The sequence below is a fragment of the Halomonas sp. ND22Bw genome (assembly GCF_003011945.1).
GTDB classification, from domain to species: domain Bacteria; phylum Pseudomonadota; class Gammaproteobacteria; order Pseudomonadales; family Halomonadaceae; genus Halomonas; species Halomonas halophila.
Window position 1 is genome coordinate 217,153 of record NZ_PXWD01000005.1, and the last position, 15,174, is coordinate 232,326.

General features: G+C 69.8%; 13 protein-coding genes. 11 read left to right on the plus strand and 2 right to left on the minus strand.

The window, feature by feature from the left end; genetic code table 11:
• Positions 1-35: 35 nt before the first annotated feature.
• The 9 genes from CVH10_RS09195 to CVH10_RS09235 all read left to right on the plus strand — a co-directional run bounded on the left by CVH10_RS09195 (position 36) and on the right by CVH10_RS09235 (position 9,691).
• A complete protein-coding gene (locus tag CVH10_RS09195) occupies positions 36-1,304 on the plus strand; it encodes an exonuclease SbcCD subunit D C-terminal domain-containing protein (RefSeq protein WP_106488459.1) in 1,269 nt (422 codons plus the stop codon).
• Positions 1,301-4,603 carry an AAA family ATPase gene (locus CVH10_RS09200; protein WP_106488460.1) on the plus strand — a complete coding sequence of 1,101 codons (3,303 nt, stop codon included), beginning with the start codon at positions 1,301-1,303 and terminating at the stop codon, positions 4,601-4,603. The genes CVH10_RS09195 and CVH10_RS09200 overlap by 4 nt, the downstream gene beginning before the upstream one ends.
• Before the next feature lie 74 nt (positions 4,604-4,677).
• Positions 4,678-4,932, plus strand: coding sequence for a type II toxin-antitoxin system Phd/YefM family antitoxin (locus CVH10_RS09205; protein WP_035594107.1), 255 nt, complete (start codon positions 4,678-4,680; stop codon positions 4,930-4,932).
• The gene (locus tag CVH10_RS09210) at positions 4,929-5,183 is read left to right on the plus strand and encodes a Txe/YoeB family addiction module toxin (protein WP_106488461.1); all 255 of its coding nucleotides are present in this window, start codon (positions 4,929-4,931) and stop codon (positions 5,181-5,183) included. The genes CVH10_RS09205 and CVH10_RS09210 overlap by 4 nt, the downstream gene beginning before the upstream one ends.
• Positions 5,184-5,214: 31 nt before the next feature.
• Positions 5,215-6,075: an SDR family oxidoreductase gene (locus tag CVH10_RS09215; RefSeq protein ID WP_106488462.1), complete on the plus strand. Its 861-nt coding sequence runs from the start codon at positions 5,215-5,217 to the stop codon at positions 6,073-6,075.
• A 204-nt stretch (positions 6,076-6,279) separates the two neighbouring features.
• Entirely contained in the window at positions 6,280-6,846 is a 567-nt protein-coding gene (locus CVH10_RS09220) for an antibiotic biosynthesis monooxygenase (protein WP_181244379.1), read from the plus strand.
• 108 nt (positions 6,847-6,954) lie between these two features.
• Positions 6,955-8,115 carry an acetylornithine deacetylase gene (argE, locus tag CVH10_RS09225; protein WP_106488464.1) on the plus strand — a complete coding sequence of 387 codons (1,161 nt, stop codon included), beginning with the start codon at positions 6,955-6,957 and terminating at the stop codon, positions 8,113-8,115.
• A 2-nt stretch (positions 8,116-8,117) separates the two neighbouring features.
• Positions 8,118-8,852: a glutamine amidotransferase gene (locus CVH10_RS09230; RefSeq protein WP_106488465.1), complete on the plus strand. Its 735-nt coding sequence runs from the start codon at positions 8,118-8,120 to the stop codon at positions 8,850-8,852.
• 71 nt (positions 8,853-8,923) lie between these two features.
• Complete coding sequence (locus tag CVH10_RS09235; RefSeq protein WP_035594095.1) at positions 8,924-9,691, plus strand: FadR/GntR family transcriptional regulator; 768 nt, start codon at positions 8,924-8,926, stop codon at positions 9,689-9,691.
• Between the two features lie 77 nt (positions 9,692-9,768).
• Here CVH10_RS09235 and CVH10_RS09240 read toward each other — a convergent pair whose 3' ends face one another.
• Complete coding sequence (locus CVH10_RS09240; protein WP_106488466.1) at positions 9,769-11,574, minus strand: IlvD/Edd family dehydratase; 1,806 nt, start codon at positions 11,572-11,574, stop codon at positions 9,769-9,771.
• A gap of 14 nt (positions 11,575-11,588) precedes the next feature.
• On the minus strand, positions 11,589-13,334 hold the full coding sequence (locus tag CVH10_RS09245; RefSeq protein WP_046079900.1) for an IlvD/Edd family dehydratase: 1,746 nt from the start codon (positions 13,332-13,334) through the stop codon (positions 11,589-11,591).
• Positions 13,335-13,564: 230 nt separating this feature from the next.
• On the opposite strand from CVH10_RS09245, the gene CVH10_RS09250 reads away from it, so the two are divergent.
• Both CVH10_RS09250 and CVH10_RS09255 read left to right on the plus strand, forming a co-directional pair.
• Entirely contained in the window at positions 13,565-14,587 is a 1,023-nt protein-coding gene (locus CVH10_RS09250) for a TRAP transporter substrate-binding protein (protein WP_035599987.1), read from the plus strand.
• A gap of 93 nt (positions 14,588-14,680) precedes the next feature.
• On the plus strand, positions 14,681-15,174 hold a 494-nt coding region (locus CVH10_RS09255), incomplete at its 3' end, for a TRAP transporter small permease subunit (RefSeq protein WP_106488467.1).

A 15,174-nucleotide genomic window follows, 5' to 3' on the forward strand; every position in this document is an offset into this window, starting at 1 on the left:
CCTTTTCAACCGTGTGACGGAACACCGGGGAGCCGATGCTGAGACTGATCCACACCGCCGACTGGCACCTGGGCCAGAGCTTCCACGGCCAGGAGCGCCATGAGGAGCACCGCGCCTTCCTCGCCTGGCTGCTCGAGACCCTAGTCGAACGCGACGCCGACGCCCTGCTGGTGGCCGGCGACATCTTCGACGTGGTCAACCCCTCGCTGCGCGCCCAGGAACTGCTCTTCGACTTCATCGTCGGCGCCCACGAGCGGCTGCCAACCCTCGACATCGTGCTGATCGCCGGCAACCACGACAGCGGCAACCGCATCGAGCTGCCCGCCCCGCTGATGCAGCGCCTGCGCACCCACGCCCGGGGCCGGGTACGCTGGCTCGACGACGGCCGCCTCGACGCCGAGCGCCTGCTGGTACCGCTCACCGACACGGCCGGCGAGACCCGCGCCTGGTGCCTGGCGCTGCCCTTCCTGCGCCCCGCCGAGGTCACCGGCCAGCGGGGCCGGACCGACGAGACCGGGAACGATGAAGAAGCGCCCAACGACTACGTCGCCGGCATCAACCGCGTCCATCGCGAGCTGATCGACGCCGCCCGCGAGCGCCGCGGCGACGGCCAGGCGCTGGTCGCCATGAGCCACGCCCACCTGCACGGCGCCGCCGTCTCCGAGGCCAGCGAGCGGCCGATCGTGATCGGCGGCGAGGAGTCGATCTCCGCCGCCCTGTTCCCCGACGACATCGCCTACGTGGCCCTCGGCCACCTGCACCGCGCACAAAAGGTCGGCGAGGCGCGTATCCGCTACAGCGGCAGCCCCTTGCCGCTGGACTTCAGCGAGCTCAACTACGCCCACCAGGTGGTCGAGGCGACCCTCGACGGCGAGCGGCTGGCCGGGGTCGAATCCCTGCCCGTGCCGCGCCCGGTGGCCATGCACCGTCTCGGCCCCGCGCCGCTCGACGCCGTGCTGGCCGAGCTGGAGGCGCTGGAACTCGATGCCGATCTGCCGAGAGAACGCTGGCCCTGGCTGGAGCTGCGCGTCGAGCTCGAGGCGCCGATGCCCGACCTGCGCGCCCGGGTCGACGCCGCCCTCGAGGGCAAGCCACTGCGCCTGCTGCGCCTCGAGCGGCGCCTGCCGCATGTCGCGGCCGAGCACGCCCCCGAGCGCGTCGATCTCGAGACGCTCGGCCCCCGCCGGCTGTTCGAGCGCACCTGGCAGGGCCGCTGGGGCGAGCCGCCGGACGACGACATCCTGGCCGACTTCGACCGGCTGCGTCAGGACGTGCTGGACGCCGGCGAGGAGGACTCCGCATGAAGATCCTCGCCCTGCGCCTGGCCAACCTGGCCTCGATTCCCGGGCCGCTCGAGCTCGATTTCACCGAGCCGCCACTCAGCGATGCCGGGCTGTTCGCTATCACCGGCCCCACCGGCGCCGGCAAGAGCACCCTGCTCGACGCCCTGTGTCTGGCGCTATACGGCGGCACGCCCCGGCTGCGCCAGGCCCCCGGCCGCGAGGCGCCGCTGCCCGACGTCGGCGACGCCACCCTCAACACCGCCGACCCGCGCACCCTGCTGCGTCGGGGCACGGCCAGCGGCTACGCCGAGGTCGACTTCCTCGGGCGCGACGGCCGCCGCTACCGTGCCCGCTGGGCCGTGCGCCGCGCCCGCGAGAAGGCTAGCGGCCGCCTGCAGGCCGCCGACCAGTCGCTGCGCGACCTCGACGACGACCGCCTGCTGACCCACCAGAAGCGCGAGTTCGACCGCCTGCTGCCGGAGTGCCTGGGCCTGACCTTCGAGCAATTCACCCGCGCCGTGCTGCTGGCCCAGAGCGAGTTCGCCGCCTTCCTCAAGGCCGACGACAACGAGCGCAGCGACCTGCTGGAACGGCTGACCGGCACCACCGAATACTCCGCCATCTCCATCGCCGCCTACCGCCGCGCCAGCGAGGCCAGGAAGGCCGTGGAGAAGATCGAGGCCCGACTCGCCGACGACCTGCCTGCCGAGCCCGAGGCTCGCGCCGAGCTCGAACGCGCCGCCGAGGCCGCCCAGCGAGCGCTTACCGACCTGCAGGCGCACTCGGCATCGCTTCAAGCCAGGCAGCACTGGCATGAAAAAGATGATCAACTGAAAGCCACCTTCCAGCGCGGCCAGCGCGACCTGGATACGGCCGAGGACGCCTGGAATTCACTCGCCCCCGCCCGGCGGGATCAGGCCTGGCGGCGGGTGATCCTGCCCCGGCGCCACAAACTGACGCGCCAGGCCGCGCTGCCCGGCGAGCTCGAGGCCCTGGACGCCAGCCACCAGAAGACGCAGCGAGCGCTCACCGACGCCGGGAAGGCACGAGAACAGGCCAGGAGCGCCAGCGAGGCCGCCGAACAGACGCTGGCGGACGCCACCGGGGCCCGCCAGCAGGCAGAGCCCGCGCTGCGCGAGGCACGCGAACGGGCCCAGCGCCTCGCGACCCAGGACCAGCAGCTGGCAGAGCTCGAGCGCACTCACCAGGAACGCCGCCGACGCAGCGACGCCCTCGCCGAGCAGCGACGCCAGGCCGACGCGGCCCATGGCCGGCGGCGCGAACAGCGCGACCGCTGGCACGCCGCCCTCGAACGCCTGATCGGCGACCATGACGATCTGGACGCTGCCCGTCAGGCCGCCCAGCAGGCCCACGACGCAGCCGCCCAGCGCCGGCTCGAACTGGGTGAGCTGCACGGCCGCTGGCAGGAAGCCTGCCGCGCCGAGCAGGCCCATCAGGCGCTGAAGACACGCCTGGCGGATCACGAACAGCGACTCGAAGCGCTGCTCGGCCGGGGCCAGGCCGCCCGCCAGCGCCTCGACGACGCCGAACGCCATCTCACGAGCGTTCAGGCGTTCGTCGAGCGCAGCCGCGCCGTACGCAGCGAGAGCGTCATCCACCTGCGCGAGGGCCTCGCGGACGGCGAGCCCTGCCCGGTCTGCGGTGGCCTCGAGCATCCCTGGCGTCACCGGCCACCCGCCTCGCCGGAGGCGGCCCAGCTCGCCGCCCAGCAGGCAGAAGAGGATCGCCAGCTGGCACAGGCGCAGGACCAGCGCGACCGGGCCTACCAGCAGCGCCATGACATCGAAGGCGAATACCGCGCCCTGAAGGCCTCGGTGACCCAGCAGCGCGAGGATCTTGGCACCGCCGACCGGCAGCGCGCCGAGGCGCAGCGGATGCTGGACGCGCATCCGCTGCAGCCGGAGCTGGCCACCATCGCCGCCGAGGAGCGCGAGGCCTGGCTGGACCATCAGCGGCAGGCCAGCGAGGCACGGAAATCCGAGCATCGGCGCATCCTCGACGAGCTGTCCCGGGCCGAGACCGAGCTCGCGCCGCTGAACCAGGCGCTGCATCAGGACGAGATCGAGCTCGCCCGGCTCGGCTCCCAGCAGAACGAGCTCGAACAGGAACTCGACGGGCTGGCCGAACGGCTGCCGCCGCTTCGCCAGGCCCGCGAGGCCCTGGCCGCCGACCTGCGCGAACGCCTCGGCGAGCACGCCTCGCCGGACGCCTGGCAGCAGCACCTCGACGCCCGTCAGCAGGCCGCCGCCAGCGCGCGCGACGCGGCCCTGGCCCGCCATCATGAGGCGCAGACCGAGCATCAGCGCCTCGCCCAGCAGGCGGCCCACGAGGCCGAGCGGCTCGAGACACTGCGCCGGGAGCGCGACGCCCTCGACGCCGAGCTGGCCGAATGGCGGCAGGCGCACCCCGCGCTGGACGACGCCACCCTCGCCCGGCTGCTGGCCCAGTCCGACGACGAGGCCGAGCGCCAGCGGCGACAGCTGGAAGACGCGGACCAGGCCCGCCAGCAGGCCGCCGCCGCTCTCCAGGAACGCCGCCAGGCGCTGATCGATCATCGTCGCGAGCAAGGCCTGGTCGACGCCGACGATGAGGCGGCACTGCTGGAAGCGAGTGCCGAGGCCGAGATCGCCCGTCGCCGCGAGGCACTCGCCGAAGAGCGCGAGAGCCTCACCCCGCGGCTGGAAAGCGCCCAGCAGCAGCGCGACGAGGCCACTCACGCCCTGCACGACGACGACCGGCGGCGCCAGCGCCAGCGGGACGCCCAGGCCGAGCTGGAGGCGGCGCGGACCGAGCACCGCCGCTGGGGCCGCATCAGCGAGCTGATCGGCTCCGCCGACGGCAAGGCGTTCCGGCGCATCGCCCAAGCCTACAACCTGGAGCAGCTGCTGGAGCATGCCAACGCGCACCTCGGCGGGCTGTCGCGGCGCTACCGGCTGGTGCGCGGCGGCAGCGAGCTCGGCCTGCTGGTGGTCGACCACGACATGGGCGACGAGCGCCGCTCGGTGCACTCGCTGTCCGGTGGCGAAACCTTCCTGGTCTCGCTGGCCCTGGCGCTGGGGCTGGCCTCCATGGCCTCGGGCGAGCTGGTCATCGAGTCGCTGTTCATCGACGAGGGCTTCGGCAGCCTCGACCCGCAGTCACTGGCGCTGGCCATGGAGGCCCTCGACGGCCTGCAGGCGCTGGGCCGCCGCGTCGGGGTGATCTCCCACGTCCAGGAGATGCACGAGCGCATCCCGGTGCAGATCCGCGTCGAACCGCTGGGCAACGGCACCAGCCAGGCGCGACTGGTCAGCGGGTGAGACCGAGCGCCATTGTCGCGACATTACCTGCACGCTATCCTGTACAGGACAACATCCTGTACGGGAGAGTACTCATGGAAGCCATCAGCTATACGGCGGCGCGCAGTCACCTGGCGAAGACCATGCAGCAGGTCTGCGACGATCACATGCCCATCACCATCACCCGCAGCAAGGCGCCGTCGGTGGTGATGATATCGCTGGAAGACTACGAGGCTCTGCAGGAGACCGCCTACCTGCTGCGCTCGCCGAAGAACGCCCGCCGGCTGCTCGAATCCATCGCCCAGTTGGAGGAGGGCGATGGGCAGGAGCGGGAGCTCATCGAGGAATGAAGCTCACCTTATCCGAGCATGCCTGGGAGGAATACCTCTACTGGCAGAAGACCGACAAGAAGGTGTTACGCCGGATCAACCAGCTGATCAAGGAGATCCAGCGCACGCCCTTCGAGGGCATCGGCAAGCCGGAGCCCCTGAAGCATGGCCTCGCGGGTTACTGGTCGCGACGCATCAACGATGAACATCGCCTCGTCTACAAGGTGACGGAAAATGCCTTGCTGATTGCTCAGCTGCGTTATCACTACTAGTCCATATCGGACACACGGAAAGGAAGATGAAATGCCAGAACGCCGAGACTCGACGCGCAGCCTGCTGATCACCGGCTGTTCCAGCGGGATCGGCCATGCCGCGGCTCATGCCATGGCCCAACGCGGCTGGCGGGTCTTCGCTACCGCACGAGCCGAGGCGGACGTTGCCCGGCTCGAGGCGGAAGGCCTGGAGGCGCTGCGGCTGGACCTGGCCGACAGCGCCTCGATCGAGGCCGCGGCGGAAACCGTGCGCGAGCGCACCGGCGGGCGGCTGACGGCGCTGTTCAACAACGGTGCCTACGGACAGCCCGGCGCGGTGGAGGACCTGAGCCGGGACGTGCTGCGCGAACAGCTCGAGACCAACCTGCTCGGCACCCACGAGCTCACCATCAAGGTGCTGCCGATGATGCGCGCCCAGGGCCACGGGCGCATCGTGCACAACAGCTCGGTGCTGGGCTTCGCCGCCCTGCCCTATCGCGGCGCCTATGTCTGCTCCAAGTTCGCCCTCGAGGGCCTGAGCGATACGTTACGCCAGGAGCTCACCGGCAGCGGCATCCACGTCAGCCTGATCCAGCCCGGCCCCATCGCCAGCCGCTTCCGCGAAAACGCCTATCGCGCCTATCGGGCCAACATCGACGCCGCCCACAGCGCCCACGCCGACACCTACGTGAAGGTCGAGGCCCGCCTTGCCAGCGAGGACGGCAAGGGCGCCTTCACCCTCGGCCCCGAGGCGGTCGTCGACAAGCTGATCCACGCCCTCGAGCACCGGCGCCCCAAGCCCCGCTACGCCGTGACCCTCCCCACCCACCTGTTCGCCGCGCTCAAGCGGATGCTGAGCACGCGTGGCATGGACCGGGTGCTGCTGCGTGCGACCCGGGACGAGCGGGAGTGAACGGCACCAGCATGGTGCAAATTCTCTAGCCGCCCCCTTTCATCGCCCCAAAATAGACCATCATGCTGGCAACGAGCTCAAAACCCACATGATCTGTCCATTTCATCCGGAATGGCATATGATTCTCCCGGCAGCGGATGTACCCGATCCGCCGTTTCTTCGGCGGCCCTTACCCGGGCCAACGAGTTCATCAGGAGAACCACCATGTCCTCTGATCCCGTCACTCTGATGGTGGCGCGCCGCGTGGCCAGTGGCCGCTATCGCGACTTCATGCGCTGGCTCGAGGAGGGCCGCGAGCTGGCTTCCGACTTCGGCGGCTACCTCGGTTCCGGCGTGCTGGCACCGCCGCCCGGCGACGACGAGTACCAGATCATCTTCCGCTTCCGCGACGCCGAGACCCTGGCAATCTGGGAGCATTCCGCCTCGCGCCGGGCCTGGCTGACCCGTGGCCAGGGGCTCTTCGACGCGCCCCACGAGCACCGCGCCACCGGCCTGGACCGCTGGTTCCAGCAAGCCGGCAGCCCCGCGCCGCCGCGCTGGAAACAGGCCATCGCCATCTGGCTGGCGTTCTTTCCGGTCTCGCTGGCCTTCCAGATCCTGTTCGGCGACGCCCTGGCCACGCTGCCGCTGGTGCCGAAGGTGCTGGCCAGCACCCTGATGCTGACCCCGGTGATGGTGTTCCTGTTCATCCCGCTCTCCACGCGGCTGCTGGGCCCCTGGCTGCGCGGCGAGCCGCTGCGTGTGCCCCGGCTGCGCCGCCGCTCGACCTGAACGCCGTAGCGCCTCTTTCCTGCCTTCACTCATGCCGCCGGGCCCATCCCTCCGGGCCGGGCGGCATGATAGGCTAGGCGGCGACGTCACCCTGCTTCGGAGCCGACCATGACCGCCGCCCAGTTCCTCGAGAGACTGGTGGGCTTTCCCACCGTGTCCCGCGACTCCAACCTGGACCTGATCGCCTTCATCGAGGCCTGGCTCGACGACCACGGCGTCGAGCACTGGCGCGTCGACAGCGACGACGGCGCCAAGGCCAACCTGCTGGCCCGCATCGGCCCCGAGGTCGAGGGCGGCGTGGTGCTCTCCGGCCATACCGACGTGGTGCCGGTGGACGGCCAGCCCTGGTCGACCGATCCCTTCACCCTGACCGACAAGGGCGACGGCCGCCTCTACGGCCGCGGCACCTGCGACATGAAGGCCTTCATCGCCTGCGCCCTGGCCGAGGTGCCGCGCTGGGTCGAGCTCGAGCTGGATGCCCCCATCTATCTGGCCTTCTCCTACGACGAGGAGATCGGCTGCGTCGGCGCCCCGAGGATGATCGAGCGGCTGATGGCCGATCATCCGCGCCCGGCGGCGGTGTTCGTCGGCGAACCGACGCTGATGGAGCCGGTGGTCGCCCACAAGGGCGCCACCAACCTGCGCACCACCGTGACCGGACGCGCCTCGCACTCCAGCCAGGTCAACCAGGGCGTCTCGGCGATCCACGTCGCCGCCCGGCTGGTGACCTTCATCGAGGACGTGATGAGCGACCTGCGCGCCGAAGGCCGCGTCGACGAGGCCTTCAACGTCGTCCACTCCAGCCTGCACGTGGGCAGGATCCAGGGCGGCACCGCCATCAACATCATGGCCCGGGAGTGCAGCTTCGAGTGGGAGATTCGCCACCTGCCGTCGGACCGCTTCGAGGACCTGTTCGGCCGCGTCGAGGCCTGTGCCGAGCGACTCCAGGCCGAGATGCGCGAGCGCGCCCCGGACGCCGGCATTCACACCGAGCGGCTCAACGTCACGGTGCCGGCGCTGGCCGACGACAACAACGCCGAGGTGCTCTCCCTGTGCCGGGACCTGGTCGGCGAAGCGCCCGCCGGGGCCGTGGCCTACGCCACCGAGGCCGGCCAGTTCCAGCGCGCCGGCCTGCCCACGGTGATCTGCGGCCCGGGCAGCATCAGCCAGGCCCACCAGCCCGACGAGTACCTGGAGATCGCGCAGCTGGAGGCCGGCTCGGCCTTCATGCGCGCCCTGGGCGAACGACTCGAGAAGAAGGAAGCCTGAGCATGCCGCGACTGCTGATCGTCAAGACCGGCGACGCCTTCGACGACGTGGTCCGCGACCATGGCGACTTCGAGGCGCTGTTCCGGGACCGGCTGGCCCCGGCCTGCGGCGAGTTCACCCTCGAGGTGTACGACGCTCGCCATGACGGCACGCCGCCGACGCTGACCGCGAACGACGCCCTGGTGATCACCGGCTCCCACGCCATGGTCAGCGACGCCGAGCCCTGGAGCGAGGCGCTCAAGCCCTGGCTGCGCGAGTCCCGCGAGCGCGGCGTCGCCATGTTCGGCGTCTGCTACGGCCACCAGCTGATGGCCGCGGCCTTCGGCGGCGACAGCGGCTACCATCCCGCGGGCCGCGAGACCGGCACCCATCAGGTGCGGCTGACCGAGGCCGGCCGGCGCGACGGCCTGCTGGGCGCCCTGCCCGAGGCCTTTCCCGCGCAGCTGACCCACGCCCAGTCGGTGCTCCAGGCACCGCCGGGCGCCGAGGTGCTGGCCGTGAACGACCACGATCCCTTCCAGGCGCTGCGCTACGGGCCGCGCCAGTGGAGCGTGCAGTTCCATCCCGAGTTCACCCCGGCGGTGATGCGTGCCTATCTCCGCCACCAGTACGCCGGGCTGGCCGAACAGGGGCGCGATCCCGCGTCGCTGCTGGCGGCGGTGTCGCCGACCCCCGAGGCCACCTCGCTGCTGGCCCGCTTCTGCACGCGGCTGTCGAATCCCGACGGGCCGGCCTGACACCAAGGTCATATTGACGAAATGTGCAACATAAAACACGATATGTTGAAACTTCAGCGGACGCGGGACTCGTGAAAGACAAGCAGCGCAAGACAGCCTCCCGGCCCAGCGTGGCCGACTTCCTGGCCGAGGCCATCTTCTCCGGTCGCTACCAGCCGGGGGACTTCGTGCCCAAGGAGGTCGATCTCTGCGAGCAGTTCGCCATCAACCGCTCGGCGGTGCGCAGCGACCTGCGCCAGCTGGTGGACGTGGGCATCATCGAACGCATCTCGGGCCACGGCTCCAAGGTGCGCGAATACGCCGAGTGGAACATCCTCGACCCCCAGGTCACCGACTGGATGACCCGCTACGCCGCCCCCAATCCACGCGTCCAGCAGGAGATCCTGTCGTTCCGCCTCGACGTCGAGCCGTACGTGGCGATGACCGCCGCCAAGCGCGCCACCGCCCGCGACCTGGTCGCCATCGAGGAGGCCCTCGATGGCATGGGCCAGAACCTGCACGGTCCCGACGGCCAGGACGGCCGCCTGCACAGCGACTATGACGTCGCCTTCCACGTCGCCATCTTCAAGGCCACCCACAACATCGTCTGGGCCCAGCTCTCGCACATCCTGCGACCCTCGATCTACATGCTGATCGAGACGTCCAACGTCAGCGCCAGCGACCCCGAAGAGAGCCTGGAGCGCCATCGCCGGCTGATGGAATGCATCCGCGCCCGCCGCCCCGAGGACGCCTTCCTTGCCGCCCAGGCGGTACTCGCCGGCACCGCCGAGGCGCTGGGCATCGAGCCCGGCGACAGCGCCCTGGGCCGCCAGCTGACCCTCGGCCGGGACACCCCATGACGACGACGGCCGGCGCCCTCCCGGGCGCCGGCCGTCGTACCTTCCTTCTTTCTGCTTCCCTCTTCCTGCTTCTGTTTTCAGTGATTGTCCCGCGGCGGGCTGAGCCGGGCCACGTCGCGATACTTCGTCGCCGGCGCCAGGGTCATGCCACGGTCCAGCGGCTCGACCATCGAGCGCTGGATCTCCTGCCAGGGCGTCTGGTGGCCCGGGTAGCGATAGCCGCCGTCGGCCTCCAGGCGCTCGCGGCGCGCGGCCAGCTCGGCGTCGTCGACCATCAGCGTGACTTCGCAGCGGCCGAGGTCCACCCGCAGCCGGTCGCCGCTCTCGAGCAGCGCCAGCGGCCCGCCGGTGGCGGCCTCCGGCGAGGCATTGAGGATCGACGGCGAACCCGAGGTGCCCGACTGGCGCCCGTCGCCCAGGCACGGCAGCGAGTCGATGCCGGCACGGATCAGCGCCTCGGGCGGCTGCATGTTGACCACCTCGGCGCCGCCGGGATGGCCCACCGGGCCGGCGCCACGCATCACCAGGATGGTGCGCGCATCGATCTCGAGCGCCGGGTCGTCGATGCGCGCGTGATAGTCCTCGGAGCCGTCGAACACCACCACCCTGCCCTCGAAGGCGTTGGGGTCCTCGGGGTCGCTGAGGAAGCGCTCACGGAAGTCCGCGGCGATCACGCTGGTCTTCATCAGCGCCGAGTCGAACAGGTTGCCCTTGAGGTTGAGGAAGCCGGCGTGCTCGACCAGCGGATTGGCGTAGCGGCGGATCACCTCGTCGTCGGCGGTCTCGCGGCCGGCCAGGTTCTCGGCCAGGGTGTGGCCGTTGACGGTCACCACCTCGCCGTGGAGTCGCCCGGCCTCGAGCAGCTCAAACATCACCGCCGGCACGCCGCCGGCGCGGTGGAACTCCTCGCCGAGATAGGCCCCGGCCGGCATCACGTTGGCCAGCAGCGGTACCTCGTGGCCGAGGCGCTGCCAGTCGTCGTTGTCGAACGCGACGCCGGCATGGCGGGCGATGGCGTTGATGTGGATCGGCGCATTGGACGAGCCGCCCAGCGCCGAGCAGGTGACCACGGCGTTCTCGAACGCCTCGCGGGTCAGGATGTCGCTCGGCCGCAGGTCGTCCCAGACCATGTCGACGATGCGCTCGCCGGTCTGGTAGGCCACCGCGCCGCGCTCCTTGTAGGGCCCGGGGATCATCGCCGAGCCGGGCAGGCTCATGCCCAGCGCCTCGGCCAGGGAGTTCATGGTCGAGGCGGTGCCCATGGTGTTGCAGTGGCCCACCGAGGGCGCCGAATCGGCGATCCGCGACAGGAACTCGGGATAGTCGATGTCGCCGGCGGCCAGGCGCTTGCGCATCTCCCACACCACGGTGCCGGAGCCGACGCGCTCGGCCCCGCGCCAGCCGTTGAGCATCGGCCCGCCGGACAGCACGATGGCCGGGATGTTGACCGTGGCCGCGGCCATCAGGCTTGCCGGCGTGGTCTTGTCGCAGCCGGTGGTCAGCACCACGCCGTCCAGCGGATAGCCGTGCAGCACCTCGACCAGGCCCAGATAGGCCAGGTTGCGATCCAGCGCCGCGGTGGGGCGGCGCACGTTCTCGTGGATCGGATGCAGCGGGAACTCGAAGGGCACCCCGCCGGCGGCGCGAATGCCGTCCTTGACCCGCTTCACCAGCTCGATGTGGTGGCGGTTGCAGGGCGTGAGGTCCGAGCCCGACTGGCAGATGCCGATGATCGGGCGGCCGCTGGTCAGCTCCTCCAGGGTGATGCCCTGGTTCATGTAGCGCTCCAGGCACAGCGCGGTGGTGCCGGGATGGTCCGGGTTGTCGAACCAGTCGCGAGAGCGCAGTCGGTCGGGCGTCATGCGGGGTCGCTGGGTCGTCATGGCCGCGTCACCCTTCAGTGCGAGTGGCGCGGCACATCGGCGCCCCGCGAACCGACCAGGAAGTCGAAGTCGCAGCCCTCGTCGGCCTGCAGCACGTGCTCGATGTAGAGCTGGCGGTAGCCGCCGCTGCGGGCGATCTCCCTGGATGCCGCGGTGGGATCACTCTCGGCCAGGCGCGCCTCGAGTTCGGCCTCGTCGACCTCCAGATGCAGCCGGCCGCTATCGCAGTCGAGCTCGATCCAGTCGCCGTTGCGCACCGCGGCCAGCGGGCCGCCGGCGGCCGCTTCCGGGGCCACGTGCAGCACCACGGTGCCGTAGGCGGTGCCGCTCATGCGGGCATCGGAGATGCGCACCATGTCGGTGATGCCCTGCTCCAGCAGCTTGGACGGCAGGCCCATGTTGCCGACCTCGGCCATGCCGTGATAGCCGCGCGGCCCGCAGTTCTTCATCACCAGGATGCTGTCGGCATCGACGTCCAGGTCCGGGTCGTTGATGCGCGCCTTGTAGTCGTCGAAGTTCTCGAACACCACCGCGCGGCCGCGATGCTGCATCAGCTCGGGGCTCGCCGCCGAGGGCTTGAGCACCGCGCCGCCCGGCGCCAGGTTGCCGCGCAGCACGCACATGCCGCCGTCCTCGCGCAACGGGTTGTCCAGCGGGCGGATCACCTCGTCGTTGTACTGCGGCGCGTCCTGCACGTTCTCCCACAGGGTCTTGCCGTTGACGGTCAGGGCGTCCTTGTGGGGCAGCCGGTCGGCCTCGCCGAGACGCCTGAGCACCGCGGGCAGGCCGCCGGCGTAGTAGAACTCTTCCATCAGGAAGCGCCCGGAGGGCTGCAGGTCGACGATGGTCGGCGTGCCGCGGCCGATGCGCGTCCAGTCGTCCATTTCCAGATCGACGCCCATGCGCCCGGCGATGGCCTTGAGGTGAATCACGGCGTTGGTCGAGCCGCCGATGGCCGCGTTGGTGCGGATGGCGTTCTCGAAGGCGTCCTTGGTCAGTACCTTCGACAGCTTCAGGTCCTCGTCGACCATCTCGACGATGCGGTTGCCGGACAGGTGCGCCAGCACGTAGCGGCGCGAGTCCACTGCCGGGATCGCCGCGTTGTGCGGCAGCGAGGTGCCGAGCGACTCCGCCATGCAGGCCATGGTCGAGGCGGTGCCCATGGTGTTGCAGGTGCCGGCCGAGCGCGACATGCCGGCCTCGGCGGCCATGAAGTCGTGGATCGAGATCTTGCCCGCCTTGACCTCCTCGGACAGCTTCCACACCACGGTGCCGGAGCCGATGTCCTGACCCTCGTGCTTGCCGTTCAGCATCGGCCCGCCGGTCACCACGATGGTCGGCAGGTCGCAGCTGGCCGCGCCCATCAGCAGCGCCGGGGTGGTCTTGTCGCAGCCCACCAGCAGCACCACCGCGTCCATCGGATTGCCGCGAATCGCCTCCTCGACGTCCATGCTCGCCAGGTTGCGGGTGAACATCGCCGTGGGGCGCAGGTTGGACTCGCCGTTGGAGAACACCGGGAATTCCACCGGGTAGCCGCCGGCCTCGAGGATGCCCTTCTTGACGTGCTCGGCAATCTTGCGGAAGTGGGCGTTGCAGGGCGTCAGCTCCGACCAGGTGTTGCAGATGCCGATGATCGGCTTGCCCTGGAACTCGTGGTCGGGAATGCCCTGATTCTTCATCCAGCTGCGGTACATGAAGCCGTTCTTGTCGGCGCTGCCGAACCACTCGGCGCTGCGCAGCCGGCGCTTGTTATCGGTCATGGAAGCCTCTCCTCGTCGCGTCTCGCGGCCTGTTCTCGTGTCGAGCGCTCCTCCGAGGCATGTCCCTCGGATGGCGCGGCCATGGCATGACGGTAGCCGCCTGGCGGCTCATAGTCGACACATACGAAAGTATATGTTGAACAAATTAAGACTATGTACAACATTTGTCAGCGCGACGGCACGCCACACATAGCGCCGCGACACAACAACAGCTTCGATGGAGAGTTCCGATGCCTAACCTCAAGACGTCCGGCCTGCTGCTCACGGGCACCGCGCTGATGCTCGGCCTGTCCTCCGCCCAGGCGGCGGAATACGAGTGGAAGTTCCAGGCCTCCGAGACCGCCGGCGAGCCCAGCTTCCAGATCAAGCAGGAATGGGCCGAGCGGATCGAGACCATGACCGATGGCCGCGTTAGCATCGAGGTGCTGCCGATCAACTCCGTGGTCGGCCCCACCGAGACCCTGCAGGCGGTCTCCTCGGGCATCCTCCAGGGCCACATGACCGATCCCAGCTACTTCTCCGGCCAAGATCCGGCCTTCGGCATGATCGGCAACCTGGTCGGCGCCTGGAGCAATCCCTACGACTTCCTGGAGTTCATGAAACAGGGCGGCGGTGAGGCGCTCTACAACGAGCTGGCCGAGCCCTATGGCACCCACCTGATCGGTGCGGCCACCTTCCCGCTGGAGTCGATTCCCTCCACCGTCGAGGTCGATTCCATCGATGACTTCCAGGGCCTCAAGATCCGCGCTCCCCAGGGCATGGTCTACAACATCTTCGAGCGCATCGGTGCCACCCCGGTCAACCTGCCGGGCTCCGAGGTCTACACCGGCCTGGAGAAGGGCGTGATCGACGCCGCCGACTCCACGGTGCTGTCCAACAACGACGCCATGGGCATCCACGCCTTCGCGCCCTATCCGCTGTATCCGGGCTTCCACTCCATGCCGATGATCGCCGTGTCGATCAACAAGGACATCTGGGACGGCCTGCCCGAGGACATCCAGACCACCCTCGAGACCGCCTTCGACGGCATGGCCTATGACCTGATCGCGCGGCTCAAGGCGCAGGACATCGAGACCCTGCAGGCGCTCAACGAGAATCCGGACGTGCATCCGATCGACCTGTCCGCCGAGGAGCGCAAGGCGTTCCGCCAGGCCGCCAAGGAAGAATGGAGCGAGTGGGCCGGCCGCAACGAGATGACCCAGAAGATCTACGACCAGGCCACCGCCTTCCTCGAGGCCCGCGGCCAGCTGTAATCCCCGCTCACGAGTCACACCGGACGGCGGCGCTTCGGCGCCGCCGTCTTCCACGACGTTCATGACGGCGCCCCGTGCGCCCCCGGAGGAGTCATGTCTTCCCCCCTTCCCGACGACCCCGCCGCGACCGAAGGCGACACCGCGCCCCCGGTTCGCGGCGCCTTCGACCGCGGCGTGGTCATGGCCGCCCGCGCCGCCGCCTGGCTGGTGTTCATCGCCATGGCGATCAGCGTCTACGAGGTCATCATGCGCTACGGCTTCGGCTCCCCCACCTCCTGGGTCCACGAGAGCGTGGTGATGCTGGTCGCCGTCGGCTTCGCGCTCGGCGGCCCCGCGGCACTGGCCAGCGATCGTCATATCCGCGTCAAGGTGCTCTACGATGCCGCCGGACCGCGCCTCAAGCTGTGGCTCGATCGCTTCAACGACCTGGTGACCTTCGGCTTCTGCCTGGCCATGAGCTACGCCGCCTTCACCATGTTCTGGTCCGCCTCGCACAACCCGCTGGGCGAGTGGCAGCTGGAGCGTTCCGGCACCTCCTGGAACCCGCCGTTCCCGGCGCTGGTGAAGGGCGTGATCCTGCTGGCGCT

Excerpts from the sequence above, each read along its gene's own strand:
- CVH10_RS09245 (WP_046079900.1), bottom strand. The coding sequence starts at position 13,334 with ATGACCGATAACAAGCGCCGGCTGCGCAGCGCCGAGTGGTTCGGCAGC.
- CVH10_RS09205 (WP_035594107.1), top strand. The coding sequence starts at position 4,678 with ATGGAAGCCATCAGCTATACGGCGGCGCGCAGTCACCTGGCGAAGACC.
- CVH10_RS09240 (WP_106488466.1), bottom strand. The coding sequence starts at position 11,574 with ATGACGACCCAGCGACCCCGCATGACGCCCGACCGACTGCGCTCTCGC.
- CVH10_RS09195 (WP_106488459.1), top strand. The coding sequence starts at position 36 with ATGCTGAGACTGATCCACACCGCCGACTGGCACCTGGGCCAGAGCTTC.
- CVH10_RS09220 (WP_181244379.1), top strand. The coding sequence starts at position 6,280 with ATGTCCTCTGATCCCGTCACTCTGATGGTGGCGCGCCGCGTGGCCAGT.
- argE (WP_106488464.1), top strand. The coding sequence starts at position 6,955 with ATGACCGCCGCCCAGTTCCTCGAGAGACTGGTGGGCTTTCCCACCGTG.
- CVH10_RS09215 (WP_106488462.1), top strand. The coding sequence starts at position 5,215 with ATGCCAGAACGCCGAGACTCGACGCGCAGCCTGCTGATCACCGGCTGT.
- CVH10_RS09230 (WP_106488465.1), top strand. The coding sequence starts at position 8,118 with ATGCCGCGACTGCTGATCGTCAAGACCGGCGACGCCTTCGACGACGTG.
- CVH10_RS09250 (WP_035599987.1), top strand. The coding sequence starts at position 13,565 with ATGCCTAACCTCAAGACGTCCGGCCTGCTGCTCACGGGCACCGCGCTG.
- CVH10_RS09210 (WP_106488461.1), top strand. The coding sequence starts at position 4,929 with ATGAAGCTCACCTTATCCGAGCATGCCTGGGAGGAATACCTCTACTGG.
- CVH10_RS09200 (WP_106488460.1), top strand. The coding sequence starts at position 1,301 with ATGAAGATCCTCGCCCTGCGCCTGGCCAACCTGGCCTCGATTCCCGGG.